The sequence below is a fragment of the Streptomyces sp. Ag109_O5-10 genome, assembly GCF_900105755.1.
Classification (GTDB): domain Bacteria; phylum Actinomycetota; class Actinomycetes; order Streptomycetales; family Streptomycetaceae; genus Streptomyces.
This window is the reverse complement of sequence record NZ_FNTQ01000001.1, coordinates 5,582,293-5,599,312: the sequence shown is the minus strand read 5'-3', so window position 1 is coordinate 5,599,312 and position 17,020 is coordinate 5,582,293. Positions and strand designations below refer to the sequence as shown.

Sequence of the window (17,020 nt, the reverse complement as noted above, 5' to 3'; positions counted from 1 at the left end):
TCCTCTTGCCCCGCTTTTCCCGGGCCTTTCCGGACCTCTTCCCAAGCCTTTCCCGTCCTGTGTCGCCATCCAGAGGCATCGGAGATACTGGGTCGTTAGAGTGGCTGGGTCGCAATACCTACGGACGGGAGCCCGCACAACCATGGAACATGGTTCCTCGGGGCTGCACAGGCTCGTACGCGAGGTCGCCAAATTCGGCGCGGTCGGCGGGGCCGGCATTCTCGTCAATCTCGGCGTCTTCAACCTGGTCCGGCACGTCACCGACCTGCCGGTGGTGCGGGCGAGCGTCATAGCGACGGTCGTCGCGATCGTCTTCAACTACCTCGGCTTCCGCTACTGGACGTACCGGGACCGCGAGAAGAGCGGCCGCACCAGGGAACTCACCCTGTTCCTGCTGTTCAGCGCGGTCGGCCTGGTGATCGAGAACGGTCTGCTGTACCTGGCCACCTACGGCTTCGGCTGGGACAGCCCGCTGCAGAGCAACGTCTTCAAGTTCGTCGGCATCGGCGTGGCGACCTTGTTCCGTTTCTGGTCGTACCGCACGTGGGTGTTCAAGGCGCTGCCGGCGCGTGAGGCGGTCGCCGACGCGGAGGCCATCCTGGAGCGGGCCACCGACACCGGGCAGCCCGCGCAGCGGGTCCGCTAGCGCTTCCTCACCGGACCATCGGCAGATCGTCCGCCGGCTTGTGCGCCGGCGGGGTGCGGGACAGGAACAGGCCGAACACCGGCGGCTGGGCCTGGAGCAGCTCCAGACGGCCTCCGTCGGCCTCCGCGAGATCGCGTGCGACGGCCAGCCCGATCCCGGTGGAGTTGCGGCCGCTGATGGTCCGCTCGAAGATGCGGTTGCCGAGGTCGGCCGGCACCCCCGCCCCCTCGTCGGTCACCTCGACCACGGCCTGGTTGCCGGTGACCCGGGTGCGCAGGGCGACGGTGCCGCCCCCGTGCATCAGGGAGTTCTCGATCAGCGCGGCCAGCACCTGCGCCACCGCGCCCGGCGTGCCGACCGCACGCAGGTGCCGCTTGCCGGAGCTGACGATCGCCCGGCCCGCGCTGCGGTAGGCGGGCCGCCACTCGGCGAGCTGCTGCTGGATGACCTCGTCCAGGTCGAAGGAGACGGCGGAGCCGGTGCGCGGGTCCCTGGAGTTCGTCAGCAGCCGTTCCACGACGTCCGTGAGCCGCTCCACCTGCGTGAGCGCCACGTTCGCCTCCTCCTTCACGATGTCCGGGTCATCCGTGAGGGTGATCTCCTCCAGTCGCATGGACAGCGCGGTCAGGGGCGTGCGCAGCTGGTGGGAGGCGTCGGCGGCGAGGCGCCGCTCGGCGGTGAGCATCCGTCCGATCCGCTCGGCGGAGGAGTCGAGCACGTCGGCGACCCGGTCCAGCTCGGGGACGCCGTACCGCTTGTGCCTCGGACGCGGGTCGCCGGACCCCAGCCGCTCCGCGGTCTCCGCCAGGTCGGTGAGCGGGGAGGCCAGCCGGTTGGCCTGCCGGATGGCGAGCAGCACGGCGGCGATCACGGCGAGCAGCGCGACGGCGCCGATGATCAGCAGCGTACGGCCGACCTCCCGGGTCACCGTCGACCGCGGCTCCTGGACGGTGACCGTCTCGCCTTCCTCACCGTCGGCCGTGTAGTGGATGACATCGCCCTCGGGCTTGGCCCCGAGCTCGATCGGCGCCTTGCCGGGGATCCGGATGACGGCGTACTGCTCACTGCCGACCTGGCTGCGCAGTATGTCGGCGGTGATGTCCTCGTCCCCGAGGATCCGGCTGTCGACGATGCTGGCGAGACGCAGCGCCTCGGAGTCGACGCGTTCCTGGGCGCTGTTGCTGATGGTCCGGCTCTCGACGATCACCAGGGAGACGCCGAACACGGCGATGACGACGAGCACGACGGCGAGGGTGGACTGGATCAGGCGACGACGCACAGCACTCTCCGGGGAACGGCCACTTCAGCGCCCCCGAGGGGGCGCGGGGAACCGCGCGACCAGCCCACCGCGAGGCCGGTCGCACACACCACATCAGCCACCCACGGCGCGACGCGCGTAGCCGACCTAGCTCTTCTCGAAACGGAACCCGACCCCGCGCACGGTGGCGATGTACCGCGGGTTCGCCGCGTCGTCGCCGAGCTTCTTGCGCAGCCACGAGATGTGCATGTCGAGCGTCTTGGTGGACGACCACCACGTGGTGTCCCAGACCTCCCGCATCAGCTGGTCCCGCGTGACGACGCGGCCCGCGTCCCGCACCAGCACCCGCAGCAGGTCGAACTCCTTCGCCGTGAGCTGGAGCTCCTCGTCGCCCATCCACGCCCGGTGCGACTCGACGTCGATGCGCACCCCGTGCGTGGCCGGCGGCTGCGCCGGCTCCGCGGCACCGCGCCGCAGCAGCGCCCGCACCCGGGCGAGCAGCTCGGCGAGGCGGAACGGCTTGGTGACGTAGTCGTCCGCGCCCGCGTCGAGACCGACGACGGTGTCCACCTCGTCGGCCCGCGCGGTCAGGATGAGGATCGGCACGGCGTGGCCCTCGGCACGCAGCCGGCGCGCCACCTCCAGGCCGTCCATCCCGGGCAGCCCGAGGTCCAGCACGACCAGGTCGACGCCGCCCTGCATTCCGGCGTCGAGCGCGGTGGGTCCGTCCTCGCGCACCTCCACCTCGTAACCTTCCCGGCGCAGTGCGCGGGCCAGCGGCTCCGAGATGGACGCGTCGTCCTCGGCGAGCAGTACACGGGTCATGGGGTGATGGTAGTCCGATTACGCGCAGTACTGGAGTGTGATCGGCACCAGGGATTCTTACCTTGGGGCACAGTGGTACGAACCTGTGGGCGAAAGGTGCGATCGTAGGAGGGACCTTCGAAACCGGGTGCGAGGTTCCCCCGACACCTGTGATCCGTGTCTCAAGTCCTTCCATATCCGGCAGTGTCCTGACGTACAGTGACGTGAACGCCTGTAGTACACCCGGGGACCTTTGGCGGGCATCTCGACGCTGAAGGTCTCTTTTGTGTGCGGGCTGGCCTGCCAGCCTCGAAAGGAATGACCTCTGGCCGGGCTCCGGACGCGACACAGCGTCACGGGGCGTGGATCCCGGTGGTCGCCGTCCGCCGCTCCCTGATCCGGGGCGGGCTCCCCCTGGGCGTGGGGTGGACGGTACGACCCGCCGGTGCCGGCCGCTCCCCCCACGGGCGCGCACAGCCCCACCGCGCGCTCCGACCAGCAAGGAACGACCATGGCGTCCAGCCTGACGAAGGACTCGGTCCGACCGGGCACCCCCGGTTCCGAGAAGACCTTCTTCGGCCACCCCCGCGGACTGGCCACCCTCTTCATGACCGAGATGTGGGAGCGATTCTCCTACTACGGCATGAAGGCCCTGCTCCCGCTGTACCTGGTCGCTCCCGGCGGCCTGCACATGAGCGCGGCCACGGCGACGGCGATCTACTCCGTGTACCTGTCGCTCGTGTACCTGCTCGCCCTGCCGGGCGGCTGGTTCGCCGACCGTGTGCTCGGTCCCCGCAAAACGGTCGCCGTCGCGGGCACGATCATCATGCTCGGTCACCTGACGCTGGCTCTGCCCAGCGCCGGCACCTTCTTCGCGGGCCTCGGCCTGGTCGCCATAGGTTCCGGTCTGCTGAAGGCCAACATCTCCACGATGGTCGGCCACCTGTACGACGGCCCGGACGATCCGCGCCGTGACGGTGGCTTCACGCTCTTCTACATCGGCATCAACGTGGGCGCGTTCGCCGCGCCGTTGGTCATCGGCACGGTCGGCGAGAGCTACAACTGGCACCTGGGCTTCGCGCTCGCCGCGGTCGGCATGGCGCTGGGTCTCGCCCAGTTCCTGCTCGGCACCCGCCACCTGAACTCGCGCTCGGACATCGTGCCGACGCCGCTGTCCGCCGCGGAGAAGAAGGCGACGCTGACGAAGGCCGGCTTCTGGGCCGCCGTCGCCGCGGTCTTCTACGTCGTCGTGGGTGTCTCCGGCGTCTACACGCTGAACTGGCTGCTGGTCCCGATCACGATCGCCGGTCTGCTGATCCCGGTCGTCGTCATCGCCCGCATCAAGCGCGACAAGGACCTGGACCGCGCGGAGCAGTCCAAGATGAGCGCGTACATCTGGTTCTTCGTGGCCGCCGCCGTCTTCTGGATGATCTACGACCAGGGCGGCTCGACCGTCTCGCTGTTCGCCGACGCGTCCGCCAAGAACACCATCTTCGGCTGGAACTTCCCGGTCTCCTGGTACCAGTCCGTCAACCCGGTCATGATCATGGCGTTCGCGCCGGTGTTCGCCTGGGCGTGGCTGGCGATGGCGCGGCGCGGCAAGGAGCCGAGCACGGCCGTGAAGTTCGCCGGTGGTCTGGTGCTGATCGGTGCGTCGTTCTTCCTGTTCCTCGCACCGCTGTCGATCGCCGACGGCGGGCACAAGGCCGCGGCGATGTGGCTGGTCGGGATCTACTTCGTGCAGACCGTGGGTGAGCTGCTGCTGTCCCCGGTGGGTCTGTCCGTGACGACCAAGATGGCGCCGGCGAAGTACGCCTCCCAGATGATGGGCGTGTGGTTCCTCGCGGTCACCGCGGGTGACGCGACGACGGGTCTGCTGTCCATCGCGGGCGTCGACCTCAACAAGACGGGGATCGTGGCGCTCCAGGCGGCGCTGGCGGTGCTTGCCGGTGCGGCTGTGTGGATGTACCGGAAGAAGGTTCGCGAGCTTATGGGAGACGTTCACTGACGTCTTCGACAGAGGGCCACCCCGTTCTTTTGAACGGGGTGGCCCTCTTGCGTTGTCGGCTAACGGTTCGTGGCGGCTGATCGCGCCCACGCGGCGGAGCCGCACATCACATACGGTCCCGCGCCCCCAAGGGCAGGTGGGTCACCTGGTCCTCTTTCGGGGCATGAAGGTGAAGACCGCGCCGCCCAGCAGGATCGCCGTTCCTGCCACCAGACCCAGCGCCTTGAGCGCCCCGTTGCTGCTGTCGCCGGTCTCCGCGAGGCCACCGGTGCTGCTCGAACTGCTCGACGAGCCGCCCGAGGTCGACGAACCCGAGGCTCCGCTCGCCTGCTGCGTCGTGTCCAGGGTCAGGGAGACCTCCGTCCTGGTCGGCGTGCACGTCGTGGTCGTGCCCAGGGCCTCGACCGTCAGGACGCCCGGTGACAGCGTCGACTCGCCGCTCGCCCCCGGCTTGTACGTGCCCGTCAGGTCGGGGATCTCGATCGGGTCGCCGGACTTGATGGCGGAGGAGTTGGTGGGGCCCTCCACATGGACCGTGCCCTTGTCGGCACCGCCCAGGACCACCTCCATCGACGGCTTCACGGAGCCCGCCGGGATGTCGGCCGGGCTGTCCATCACGGACCCGTTGAACTGCACGGTGAGGGCGAAGTTCCCGCCGTCCTTCTTGGCGTTGATCTGCACCGGCGAGGTCGCGCTCTTGTCGCCGATGGGGGTCTTGCAGGCGTAGGGGATGTCGACCTCCTTGCCCGTGAAGTCGGTCTGGCCGCTGCCCGTGCCGTCGGAGGCGGACGCGGAAGCGGAGGACGAGGCCGACGCCGAGTCGGAAGGGGATGCCGAGCCGGAGGGGGACGCCGACGCCGGCGTGGTGCCCGACGGGCTCGCCGACCCGCTCGAACCGCTGCCCGACACCTCGATCGTGGCCGCCTTCTCCACCGTGCCCGTCGGGGTGCACACCGTGTTCGTCCCGTACGCGTTGACGGTGTACGCGTCCGGCGTGAGCGTCACCTCGCCGGGTGACGTCAGTTTCAGCGAGCCCGTCATGTCGGACAGCACCATGTCGCCGCCCTTGGGGATCGCCGGGTTCTCGCGCGGCCCCTGCAGGGCGACGTCGGCGGTCTGCGCGCCGGCCGCCTTGACCGTGCCGGACGGCTGGACCGTGTTCGCGGGCAGGTCGATGATGTCCGGGTTCTTGGACGCGGCCTGCACGAACTTCCAGGTGACGTCGACGGTGTCACCGACCTTCGCCGTGGCGGGCGCGGTGATCTCGACCTTGGTGGTGCCGTCGATCGGGTCGGCGACCCCGGCGGGCGGTACGCAGTGGGTGGCGTACGACACCTCGGCCGCCTGGGCGGTCCCCGCGGCCGTGCCGAGCAGGACGCCCGCTCCGGCGAGGACCAGGGCGGCCGCCGCCGCGCCCGCTCTGGCCGGTACCGGTGTCACTCTCCTTCGCATGATCACGTCGGTCCTTTCGTCGTCGGAGTCGTGGGACTCGCGGAACTGTCGTCGTGCGGTGCGGAGAGCCGCCCGGCCGTCGCGCCCGGACCGGAGTCCGGGGTGAACCACGGCAGGGTCGATGGGGTGGCGGCCGTCGGGGGTGCGGGCTCGGGGGCGCGCAGGCGCGGCACGCGGAGGACCGGGCGGGGCACTCCCCGGTGCCGGACGCCGCCGGCGCGGGGCGGCCGTACCCGGTCCACCACCGCCATGCCGATGCGGAAGACGGCCGCCGGTACGACCACGCAGAGCAGGAGCCAGAAGAGCGTCACGCCCCAGGGGCGGCCGACTCCCCAGGGCTGCTCGGCGAGGACCCTGCCCTCGTACCTCAGGGAGACGGTGTAGTCGCCGTGTGCCCCGGCGGAGAGTTCGACCGGCAGTTTGACCTGGGCCTTCTTGCCGGGTGCGAGGGTGCCGCGCCACTGCTGCTCGTCCCACTGGGGGGCGAACACGCCGTGTGCGGTGCCGACCTGGAAGACGGGGTCCTTGAGGGTGGAGGTGCCCGCGTTGCCGATGGTGAAGACGAGGGTGCGGGTGGGGGGTGCGCCGAACCAGGTCAGCAGGCCCGAGGAGCCGTCGAGGCGGGTGTCGGTGAGCATCGACAGGCGGCCGCCGGTCGACTCGGCGGGCAGTGCCCTGACGGGGTGTCCGGCGACCTGGAAGGCGACGTCCGCGTCGGCACTGGCACCGGTCACGGTGGCCACGTGCACCACGCAGGGGCAGGGCACCGGCGGTTCGGCGACCGGGAGCCGCTTGCCGAAGGAGCCGTCGGCGTCGGTGGTGACGGCCCGGCCGTCGGCGTTGGCGCAGGAGTTGGTGCCGCCGAGCACACCACGGGACGGGCTGGCCTGGCCGCAGACCAGCATCATCAGCAGGGTGTGCGGCCGCCAGCCGGTGCCGCTGACGGTGACCGAACCGCCGGTGCCCGCCTGGGACTCGGAGACCTTGACGACCGGCCCGGCGGCGGCTGCCGCTGCCGCCATGGGCACGAGAAGCAGCGAGAACACCGCCGCCAGCGCCGTGAGCGCCGCCAGCACCGGGACCGGACTCGGGACCGCACGCACCCTCACCTCGCCGCTCCCGTCAACTCGACGTTCATGGAACCGGGTTCGGCGAGCCGCCCGGCCCGCCGCCCGCGCAGTCGTACGACCGCCACCGCGGCCCCCGCCGTGAGCACCCCCGCGACGGCCGCGACCCCGCCCCAGGGCACGAAGCGTGCCTCGGTGCCCGCCGTGTCGTGCGCGCCGTCCGCCGCCGTCGCCGTCAGCCGGACGTCGGCCGCGTCCAGGGCGGGGTGGCCGGGCCAGGGCTCGCTGAGCTCGGTGCGGGTGCCGGGGGCGAGCCGGACCGGGAGGGTGCGCGCGGCCCGGTCCAGGAGGACCCGGCCGAACAGGCCCCGGGCGCGCACCGCCAGCTTCGGCGCGAGCACGGTCGTTCCCCGGTTGACCAGCTCGTACGTGATGCGGTCACCGTGCACGGAGACGTGTTCGACGGTCAGCGCGGAGAGCTCGGGACCGCCGACGCGCAGCCGGAGGCGGGCGGTGACGGTGCGGCCGCCCGTGTCCTTCGCGACGAGCGTGCCGGTGCGGTCGCCGGGGGCCGCGCCCGCCGGGACGGTCACGGTGAAGGGGACGTCGGCGCGGGTCCGGGCGGGGACCCGGACGGTCGGCTCGGCGAAGGTGACGGGGACACCGCTGCCGGTCAGCCGTACCGTGACGGGGTGTCCGCCCGGGTTGGTCACCGACACGGTGTCCTGGAGGGCCGATCCGGGCGTGCCTTCGGCGTAGAAGGAGGGACGGCCGCCGCCCGCGGGCGCGAGGGACCAGTCCCCGGCGGCCGAGGCGTGCGGGGCGGCCGCGAGCAGGGCCAGCGCGGCGAGGCCGAGGACACGCGCGGCGGACCGGGCTGTGGACGAGGGCGGGGCGGACGGCATGGGCGGCTCCAGCGGTCGGACCCGGAGGTCAGCGGCGTGCGGTCTGGTTCCGCCGGGTCAGCCAGAGGGTGCCCGCCGCCCCGGCGAGCAGCACGGTGCCGCCGAGGGTGCCGAGGGCGACGAACGAGTCCTCGGGACCGGTCTTCGGGAGGGTGCCTCCGGAGTCGGTGCCGGTGCTGCCGGACGACGACGAGCCGGACCCGCCGGAACTGTTCGACCCGCCGCCCGCCGCGGTCACGTCCAACGTCAGTGACGGGCCGGGGTTGTTGGTGGGGTTGCAGGTGGTCGTCGTACCGAGCGCCTTGATGGTGAGCGTGCCCGCCGTGAACGTCACCTTGCCGGACTTCTCCGGGGTGTACGTGCCGCTCAAGTCATTGATCTTGATGGGGGTGTTGGCGGGGATCGCGGCCTGGTTGGCGGCGCCGGTGACGTTCAGGGTGCCGCTGTCGGCGCCGCCGAGCCTGACGGTGGCGCTCGGGTTCATCGCGCCCTTGCCGAGCTCGACGGGGCTGGAGGAGACGCCCTTCTGCCAGGACATCGTGATCTTGTATCCGCTGCCGCTCCGGACCCCCTTGATGTCGATCGGGGAGACGGCGCTCTTGTCGCCGATCGGCGTCTTGCACTGGTAGTTGACGTTGACGACGGTGGCGTGCGCCGCGGGGGCGGCGAGCAGCACCGCCGATCCGGCCAGGGCGGCGGCGGACGCGAGCACGGCGGCACGTTTCGGGTACGACGACACGGTCGGTCCACCCCATTCGCTACTGACGAGGTATCAGATTCGGCCGTCAAGGTACGCCGGGGCCCATGAGGAGGGAAGAGAAAGGGCGTGGCGGAAGTGTGGGGATGCCGAAGCGCCCCGGAAGCGCCCCGTAGGGGCGCGGGGACCTGCGCGACGAGCCCCCCGCCGGCCGTCAGCCGAAAAGCGACGCAACTCGGCGTCCGCTTACGCCGGTGCCCCCAACTCCGCCCACACGGTCTTCCCGGCCGCCCCGGCCTCCCGCACCACACCCCAGTCCAGACACAGCCGTTGCACGATGAACATCCCGTGCCCTCCCGGCCGCCCCGCCCGGTGCGGCGTCCGCGGCGCCGGTTGCCCGGCGCCCCGGTCGGACACCTCCACCCGGATCACCTTCCGGTCGCAGGCCAGGAACAGCTCGTCAGGTCCCTCCGCATGCAGGCACGCGTTGGTGACGAGCTCGGAGACGACGAGCAGCACGTCCTCGGCGGCGGCCCTGCGGTCGGCCGTCGCGGCCGGCAGCCACCCCCACGCATGCAACGCCTGGCGAGTGAAATCGCGGGCGAGCGGTACCACCCCGCTCTCGCCGTGGAGGCGCAGCCTGCGGACCTGACGACCCCCCGCCGAGGCCGGCAGCTCGTCGGACGCCGCCCCCTCGGACACCCCCGAAGCGCCGCTGGGCTCCGGGCCGCGGTCGCCCGGCGGGTAAGGCCGGGTGGTGCTCATCAGCGCTTCACCTCACCGATTCACCGATTCACGTGGACAATTTCGGGTTGCTGCAGTTCGTACGGGCCTGGCGGCCCGATCGACTCGAACGGGCCGGGCCGGGCGGCGACATATCCAGAATCTCTCCTGCCCGAGCGATCCACGGGAACACCCCCCGGTTCCGGATGCCGGGCCGGCCGGGCCTCAGCCCTCGCCGCCGGTACTGCGGGTTCCGCCGGTTCCGCCGCTGCCGTCCTCGTCGGCCAGCGCCGCCTCGACGGAGTCGTGGACGGTGAAGACCGCCTCGGCGCCGGTGATCTCGAAGACCCGCGCGACGACGGGCAGCATCCCGGCGAGGTGCACCCCGCCCCCCGCGGCCTCGGCCCGCAGCCGGGCCCCGAGCAGCACGTTCAGTCCGGTGGAGTCGCAGAACTCGAGGCGTGAGCAGTCGACGACCAGGCGTGAGAACCCCTTGCCGAGGAGATCGTCGAGCGGTTCGCGCAACAGGTCGGCGGTGTGGTGATCGAGCTCACCCGCCGGAACCACGACGGCGCTGGGGCCCTCTTCCCGCACTTCCACCAGAAGCCGGCCCGACTGTGCGCTGCCGACCGTCCCGTGGTCCATTGCCGTCTCTCTCCCGAGGTCGTGACCGCTTTTGCCACCGTCTGACCGTTGTCTGACGATGCCCACCGATGTCCGCCGAACGCCGTGTCGACGCCCTCGAACATTACGCCTTCTGCACGCAACCCGACACCCGAACTACCTCTCGAAACCGGGCAAACTACAATAGAACGGACTTGCGAGTGGCTCGGCGGAGCGGGTAGGGCTAGTAGGGACACGCAACCGACACGGCCGGCTTTGGAGGCGCCGCACACCGCAGTGCACGCAACGGCTCCGGCAGCCTCATTGCCGAGAACGATGGAGGACACCATGTCACCCCGGCTCGACGCCTCGTACCCCCTGACGGCGACGTCGACACCCCCACCGGAACCACTGGATGCCATCGAGGGATTCTTCGCCGACCTCGGACTCCCGGAGATCCCCCCGTACGACGAGGTCGACGCGGTCGACGCGCGAGCCCTGTCCAAGACCCTCTTCGAGCGGCTGGAGTCGCTGGAGGAAGGCACGCACGAATATTCGTACGTCCGCAACACCCTGGTGGAGCTGAACCTCGCGCTGGTCAAGTTCGCCGCCTCCCGCTTCCGTTCCCGCAGCGAGCCGATGGAGGACATCATCCAGGTCGGCACCGTCGGCCTGATCAAGGCGATCGACCGCTTCGAGCTCTCCCGCGGCGTCGAGTTCCCCACCTTCGCGATGCCCACCATCATCGGCGAGATCAAGCGCTTCTTCCGCGACACGTCGTGGTCGGTGCGCGTCCCGCGCCGCCTCCAGGAACTCCGTATCGACCTCGCCAAGGCGGGCGACGAACTGGCCCAGAAGCTGGACCGCTCCCCCACCGTCGCCGAACTCGCGGAACGCCTCGGCCTCTCCAACGAGGAGGTCGTCGAGGGCATGGCGGCGTCCAACGCCTACACCGCCTCCTCCCTGGACGCGCAGCCCGACGAGGACGAGTCCGAGGGCACCCTGGCGGACCGTATCGGCTACGAGGACCACGGCCTGGAGGGCATCGAGTACATCGAGTCCCTGAAGCCCCTCATCGCCGGACTCCCGGCCAGGGACCGCACCATCCTCTCCCTCCGCTTCGTCGCGGGCATGACCCAGTCGGAGATCGGCGACGAACTCGGGATCTCCCAGATGCACGTGTCGCGCCTGCTGTCCCGCACGCTCGTACAGCTGCGCAGGGCGCTGACCCTGGAGGAGTAGGCCCCGGCCCGACCGCCGCGCCGCCGGGGCGACGGGGATCCCCCCACCGGCCCCCGCCCCGGCCCGCAGCGTCTTTGGCCAAAGGTCTCCCGCTACCGCGAGTCACACCCCAAACTGGCCGGTACGTCAGGAAGGGCGGCCGCGAGAAGGGGTGCACGATGGTCCAGGACATCCAGGGCGACCCGCCCTCGGACGCACGCCTGACCGAGCTCCTGCGCACCCCCACGGCCACCGCCTATCCGGCCCTCCAGCAGCTCCGCGCCCGCCACCATCCCGCGGTCCTCGCCTACGCCCGCCTCTGCACGGCCGGCGACGCGGCAGCCCGCCGGCTCGCCGCGCAGACCTTCACCACCGCCGCCCGCGACATCGCGCGCGGCGCCGAGCCGGTCGTACCGCTGCGCCACCACCTGCTCCTGCTCACCGCCCGGCTGGCCGCCGACTGGTCCGGCGGCGAACAGTCCGCCGCCCTGGACCCCACGTTCCTGCTCGTCCTGAACTCCTCCGGTGCGCCCGGCGGCCCGACCCCGCCCCTGCTCCCGGCGTTCCAGTCCCTGCCGTCCCGCACCCAGGGCCTGCTCTGGTACGGCGTGCTGGACCGGGAACCCGCCGAGCGCACCGCGACACACCTCGGCCTGACCCCCGAGGACGTCAGGTACGGCATCGCGCCCGCCCTCCAGGCCCTGTCCCAGGCCTGCCTGCGCGCCCGCCTGGCCACCTCGGACGACCCGCGCTGCGCGGACTTCCGCCGCCTGATCGAGGAGTCGGTGCGCCCGGAGAACCCCCGCCACAGCCCCGACCTGCACGCGCACATGGCCCACTGCCCGCACTGCACGGCCGCGTTCGAGGAGCTCGGCGCGCTCCGCGACACCCCGCGCGAGACCCTGGCCGAGGGCCTGCTGCCGTGGGCCGGAACGGCGTACGGCGGCAGCGAAACCCCGCCCGCCCCGCCCGCCGGCCCCGACCCCGCCCCATCCCGGCAGCGCCGCCAGCCGTCCCGCCGCATGCTCCTGACCTCCACGGCACTGGGCGTGGCCCTCGTCCCGCTGTTCCTCGTCCTCCTGACGCACCGGGACACCCACACCCCCGACCCGGCCGCGGCCACCCCGCCCGCGCCCAGTCCACAGGTGACCGTGACGGCGACGGCGACGGTCTCTTCCCCGGTGCCGTCGGGGGGCTCCCCCACGGCGAGCGCCAGTGGCAGGTCACATACCGCCACCCCGACCCCGTCCCGCCGTACCACCCCGACGCCCACCCCCAGCCCCACCCCCAGCCCCAGGCCCAAGCCCCCGGGGACGTCCTACGCCCAGGTCGTGAACCTCGCCACCGCCCGCTGCCTGGACGTCCGCGACGGCCAGTTCGACAACGGCACCGACGTGATCACGGCCCCCTGCTCCGGCTCCGACACCCAGCGCTGGCGGGTCGATCCGGACCGGGGTGTCCTGCAGTCCGCGGCGGACCCCGACTTCTGCCTGGACAGCCGGGGTTCGGTCGACAAGGGCGTCGGCATCTGGAGCTGCTCCTCGGTGGACGGCGACCACGGCGACAACCTCCGCTTCACCGTGACCCCCGACGGCGAGATCCGCCCGGAGATCGCCCTCGAAACGGCCCTCACCCCGACCGGCGGCGACGGCCTCTCCCTGGACCGGGTGACCGACGAAACGCTCCAGCGCTGGCGGGCGGGGGCCGGCTGACTCAGCCGACGACCCGGACGCCGTTCCGCCACACCCCGCTGACCAGCGGCACCCCCGGCCGGTAGGCCAGGTGGACGTGGCTCGGGGCGTCCAGGAGGAGCAGGTCGGCGCGGGCGCCCGGGGCGAGGCGGCCGATGTCGGTCCGGCGCAGGGCGGCCGCACCGCCCGCCGTGGCCGACCAGACCGCCTCGTCGGGGGTCATGCGCATGTCCCGTACGGCCAGGGCGATGCAGAAGGGGACGGAGGAGGTGAAGGAGGAGCCGGGGTTGCAGTCGGTGGAGAGGGCGACCGTCACGCCGGCGTCGAGGAGGCGGCGGGCGTCCGGCCATGCGGCGCGGGTGGAGAACTCGGCGCCGGGCAGGAGGGTGGCCACGGTCCGGCTGTGGGCGAGGGCGTCCACGTCCGCCGCCGTGAGGTGGGTGCAGTGGTCGGCGCTGGCCGCGTCGAGCTCCACGGCGAGCTGGACGCCGGGGCCGTAGGAGAGCTGGTTGGCGTGGACGCGCGGGGTCAGGCCCCTGGCCTTGCCCGCGGTGAGGATGGTCCGGGCCTGGTCGCCGTCGAAGGCGCCCTTCTCGCAGAAGACGTCGATCCAGCGGGCGTACGGGGCGCAGGCGTCGAGCATCTCGCCGGTGACGAGGTCGACGTAGGCGGCCGGGTCGTCGGCGTGGTCGGGCGGGACGATGTGGGCGCCCAGGTACGTCACTTCGTCGGTGTGCCGGGCGGCGATGCGCAGGGCCCGGGCCTCGTCGGCGGCCGTCAGGCCGTAGCCGGACTTCGTCTCGAAGGTGGTGGTGCCCTGGCGGAGGGCCTCGGCGAGGTAGTGCGTGAGGTTCCGCTCCAGCTCCTCGTCCGTGGCGGCGCGGGTGGCCGCGACGGTCGTCCGGATGCCGCCCGCCGTGTAGGAGCGGCCGGACATGCGGGCGTTGAACTCCTGGGTGCGGTCGCCCGCGAAGACCAGGTGGGAGTGGGAGTCCACGAACCCCGGCAGCACCGCACGGCCGCCCGCGTCGACCCGATTGTCAGTGGCGGGTGCTTTGCTGGATTCACCGGTCCACACGACACGGCCGTCCTCTATGACGACGGCCGCGTCCTGGATCAGGCCCAGGGGGGAGTTGTCACCGAGGGAGGGGTCGTTGGTGACCAGCGTGGCGATGTCGGTGATGGCGGTGCTGCTGCTCATGGTGTCCTCGTCGGAGTCCTGGGATTCCTGGTGGGGGCTGGTCGTCAGGCGCGAAGGGCCTCGACGGCCCGCGCGAGGGCCTGCGGCACATCGGGTACGAGGGTGTGCGCGCCGTCCCGTACGACGTGCCGGCCTCCGACGACCGTGTGCCGTACGTCCGCCGCGGTCGCCGCGAATACGGCCGTCTCGGCGCCCAGTCGCGGGAGCGGCCCCGCGGTTCTGACGGAGTCGAGCGCGATCGTCGTCAGGTCGGCGCGCATGCCGGTCTGGATGGCGCCCGCGTCGTCCCAGCCGAGGGCGGCGTGCCCGTCGGCGGAGGCGGCGCGCAGCAGGGCGGCGGCCGTCCAGTGGCCCCGGGTGCGGGTGCGCAGCCGCTCGTTCAGCTCCATCGCGCGGGCCTCTTCGAGCAGGTCGATGACGGCGTGGCTGTCGGAGCCGAGGGAGAGCGGCGAGCCCGCGCGCTGCAGGGCGACGGCCGGTCCGATGCCGTCGGCCAGGTCGCGCTCGGTGGTCGGGCACATGCAGGTGCCGGTGCCGGAGCCGCCGAGCAGTGCGATGTCCTCGTCGGTCAGGTGGGTGTTGTGGACGCCCGTGGTGCGCGGGCCGAGGACGCCGTGGTCGGCGAGCAGCCGGGTGGGGGTGCGGCCATGGGCGGCCAGGCAGGCGTCGTTCTCCGCCGTCTGCTCGGACAGGTGCACGTGGAGCGGGGCCCGCCGCTCCTCGGCCCAGCCGGCCACGGTCGCCAGCTGCCCGGCCGGCACGGCCCGTACGGAGTGGACCGCCGCCCCGATCCGTGCGTGATCCCGTTCCTTGAGAACTGAACAGCGTTCGGCCCAGGCCTCCGCGCTGCCGTCGGAGAAGCGCAGCTGGTGGGCGTTGGGCGGCTCGCCGAAGCCCGAGGAGAGGTAGGCGGTGTCGAGGAGGGTGATCCGGATCCCGGCGTCGGCGGCCGCCGCGATCAGCGCCTCGCCCATGGCGTTGGGGTCGGCGTACGGCGTGCCGCCGGGGGCGTGGTGGACGTAGTGGAACTCGCCGACGCAGGAGACGCCCGCCAGCGCCATCTCCGCGTACACCGCGCGGGCGAGCGCGTGGTAGGTCTCCGGGGTCAGCTCCTCGGCGAAGCCGTACATCAGCTCGCGCCAGGTCCAGAAGGTCCCGGAGCCGACCTGGACGGTGCCGCGCAGGGCCCGGTGGAAGGCGTGCGAGTGGGCGTTCGCCAGGCCGGGGAGGGTGAGGCCGCGCAGCACCTCGGCGCCGGGCGGCGGCGCGGGCACCTCGGTGCGCACCGCCGTGATCCGGCCGTCGGCCACCTCCACGGCGACACCCGGCTCGACGTGCGTGTCCAGCCAGGCGTGCTCCAACCAGTACGTCGTCCGTGTCGTCACGCGCAGGCCAGCCCTTCCAGTACGTCGGCGAGCGCCCTCACCCCGGCCACGCAGTCGTCCTCGGCCGCGGACTCGGCCGGCGAGTGCGAGACGCCGGTGGGGTTGCGCACGAACAGCATGGCGGTAGGGATGCTCCCGGAGAGGATCCCGGCGTCGTGTCCGGCCCCGGTGCCCAGGACGGGCACGGTGAGTCCGGTGTCCCGGCCGAGGATGCGCCCGAGCTCGTCGCGCAGGGCGTGGTCGAACTCGACGACCGGGGTGAACGACTCGCGGACCACGTCCAGGTCGATGCCGTGCGCCTCCGCGTACTCCCGGGCCGCCTTCTCGATGCCGCCGACGACGGTGTCGAGGGTGGCCTGGTCGGCGGCGCGGGAGTCGAGCCAGCCACGCACCAGGGAGGGGATGGCGTTGACGCCGTTCGGCTCGACGGCGATCTTGCCGAAGGTGGCGACGGCACCGGCGAGTTCGGCCTCACGGCGGGCGGCGAGCACGGTCTCGGCGTACGACAGCATGGGGTCGCGCCGGTCCACCAGGCGCGTGGTGCCGGCGTGGTTGGCCTCGCCGCGGAAGTCGAACCGCCAGCGTCCGTGCGGCCAGATGGCGCTGGCGACGCCGACCCGGTCGCCGGAGAGGTCCAGCGCCCGGCCCTGTTCGACGTGCAGTTCGACGAAGGCACCGATGCGGGCGAGCCGCTCCGGGTCGGGGCCGATGGCGTCGGGGTCGTAGCCGGCGGCCGCCATGGCCCGCGGCAGCGTGACGCCGTCCCCGTCGGTGAGCCGGTGGGCCTGCTCGACGGTCAGGTGCCCCGCGGTCAGCCGGGACCCGACGCAGGCGAGCCCGAACCTGGCGCCCTCCTCGTCGCCGAAGTTGACGATGGCGAGGGGCCGGGTGAACTCGGCTCCCCTCCCCCGGAGTTCGTCGAGCGCGGCGAAGGAGGACACGACGCCGAGGGGGCCGTCGAAGGCCCCGCCGTCCGGCACGGAGTCCAGATGCGACCCGGTGACGACGGCGTTCCCGGCCGCCGGATCCCCGAGCCAGGCCCACTGGTTCCCGTTGCGGTCGACCTCGTACGCCAGCCCGCGCGCCTCGGCCTGCTCCCGGAACCAAACCCGGCAGTCGGCGTCGGCCCCGGTCCAGGCGAAGCGCCGGTAACCGCGGGAGCCGGAGTGCCGGCCGACCGGGAGCAACTCCTTCCACATGGAGTGGAAGGAGGCCGCACCGCCCTCGGCCCGTACAGGCTGTGGGCGGTCGTTCCGCAGGGCGGAACGGGTGGGCACAGCCGCACCCGCACCCGCACCCGCACCCGCACCCGCACCCGCACCCGGCGACGAGAGCTCGGCCCCCACCGAAGAGTCCCCG

The 17,020-nt window shown here is 72.3% G+C and carries 15 protein-coding genes; 4 read left to right on the top strand and 11 right to left on the bottom strand.

Annotated elements, in window-relative coordinates; translation table 11 throughout:
• Positions 1-142 precede the first annotated feature (142 nt).
• Entirely contained in the window at positions 143-646 is a 504-nt protein-coding gene (locus BLW82_RS25700) for a GtrA family protein (RefSeq protein WP_093502152.1), read from the top strand.
• Positions 647-653: 7 nt separating this feature from the next.
• Here the strand turns inward: BLW82_RS25700 and BLW82_RS25695 are convergent, their stop codons facing one another.
• Together BLW82_RS25695 and BLW82_RS25690 are read right to left on the bottom strand one after the other, a co-directional pair.
• Positions 654-1,925, bottom strand: a complete 1,272-nt coding sequence (locus tag BLW82_RS25695) for an ATP-binding protein (RefSeq protein WP_093502150.1) — start codon at positions 1,923-1,925, stop codon at positions 654-656.
• 126 nt (positions 1,926-2,051) lie between these two features.
• Positions 2,052-2,729 (bottom strand): response regulator transcription factor, encoded by a 678-nt coding sequence (locus tag BLW82_RS25690; RefSeq protein WP_016436346.1) that lies wholly within the window; start codon positions 2,727-2,729, stop codon positions 2,052-2,054.
• A gap of 490 nt (positions 2,730-3,219) precedes the next feature.
• On the opposite strand from BLW82_RS25690, the gene BLW82_RS25685 reads away from it, so the two are divergent.
• The gene (locus BLW82_RS25685; protein WP_093502148.1) at positions 3,220-4,716 is read left to right on the top strand and encodes an oligopeptide:H+ symporter; all 1,497 of its coding nucleotides are present in this window, start codon (positions 3,220-3,222) and stop codon (positions 4,714-4,716) included.
• 141 nt (positions 4,717-4,857) lie between these two features.
• Here the strand turns inward: BLW82_RS25685 and BLW82_RS25680 are convergent, their stop codons facing one another.
• The 6 genes from BLW82_RS25680 to BLW82_RS25655 form a co-directional block, all read right to left on the bottom strand.
• Entirely contained in the window at positions 4,858-6,168 is a 1,311-nt protein-coding gene (locus tag BLW82_RS25680) for a hypothetical protein (RefSeq protein ID WP_093502146.1), read from the bottom strand.
• Positions 6,169-6,170: 2 nt separating this feature from the next.
• Entirely contained in the window at positions 6,171-7,190 is a 1,020-nt protein-coding gene (locus BLW82_RS25675) for a hypothetical protein (protein WP_177233319.1), read from the bottom strand.
• Positions 7,191-7,273: 83 nt separating this feature from the next.
• Positions 7,274-8,140 (bottom strand): COG1361 family protein, encoded by an 867-nt coding sequence (locus BLW82_RS25670; protein WP_093502144.1) that lies wholly within the window; start codon positions 8,138-8,140, stop codon positions 7,274-7,276.
• A 28-nt stretch (positions 8,141-8,168) separates the two neighbouring features.
• Complete coding sequence (locus BLW82_RS25665) at positions 8,169-8,879, bottom strand: LPXTG cell wall anchor domain-containing protein (RefSeq protein WP_093502142.1); 711 nt, start codon at positions 8,877-8,879, stop codon at positions 8,169-8,171.
• Positions 8,880-9,083: 204 nt separating this feature from the next.
• Complete coding sequence (locus tag BLW82_RS25660; RefSeq protein WP_093502140.1) at positions 9,084-9,602, bottom strand: ATP-binding protein; 519 nt, start codon at positions 9,600-9,602, stop codon at positions 9,084-9,086.
• A 183-nt stretch (positions 9,603-9,785) separates the two neighbouring features.
• Entirely contained in the window at positions 9,786-10,205 is a 420-nt protein-coding gene (locus tag BLW82_RS25655) for an STAS domain-containing protein (protein WP_093502138.1), read from the bottom strand.
• A 306-nt stretch (positions 10,206-10,511) separates the two neighbouring features.
• Here BLW82_RS25655 and BLW82_RS25650 point away from each other — a divergent pair, with 306 nt between their 5' ends.
• The gene (locus tag BLW82_RS25650) at positions 10,512-11,405 is read left to right on the top strand and encodes an RNA polymerase sigma factor SigF (RefSeq protein ID WP_093502136.1); all 894 of its coding nucleotides are present in this window, start codon (positions 10,512-10,514) and stop codon (positions 11,403-11,405) included.
• Positions 11,406-11,563: 158 nt separating this feature from the next.
• Positions 11,564-13,096 carry an RICIN domain-containing protein gene (locus tag BLW82_RS25645; protein ID WP_093502134.1) on the top strand — a complete coding sequence of 511 codons (1,533 nt, stop codon included), beginning with the start codon at positions 11,564-11,566 and terminating at the stop codon, positions 13,094-13,096.
• Position 13,097: 1 nt separating this feature from the next.
• Here the strand turns inward: BLW82_RS25645 and hutI are convergent, their stop codons facing one another.
• From hutI to BLW82_RS25630, 3 genes are read right to left on the bottom strand one after another with little or no spacing between them, the layout of a single operon-like run.
• Positions 13,098-14,276 (bottom strand): imidazolonepropionase, encoded by a 1,179-nt coding sequence (gene hutI, locus BLW82_RS25640; RefSeq protein ID WP_093502132.1) that lies wholly within the window; start codon positions 14,274-14,276, stop codon positions 13,098-13,100.
• Between the two features lie 44 nt (positions 14,277-14,320).
• Positions 14,321-15,667: a formimidoylglutamate deiminase gene (locus BLW82_RS25635; RefSeq protein WP_093502130.1), complete on the bottom strand. Its 1,347-nt coding sequence runs from the start codon at positions 15,665-15,667 to the stop codon at positions 14,321-14,323.
• The gene (locus BLW82_RS25630) at positions 15,658-16,860 is read right to left on the bottom strand and encodes an allantoate amidohydrolase (RefSeq protein WP_177233318.1); all 1,203 of its coding nucleotides are present in this window, start codon (positions 16,858-16,860) and stop codon (positions 15,658-15,660) included. Before BLW82_RS25630 ends, BLW82_RS25635 begins: the two co-directional genes overlap by 10 nt.
• Between the last annotated feature and the right edge of the window lie 160 nt (positions 16,861-17,020).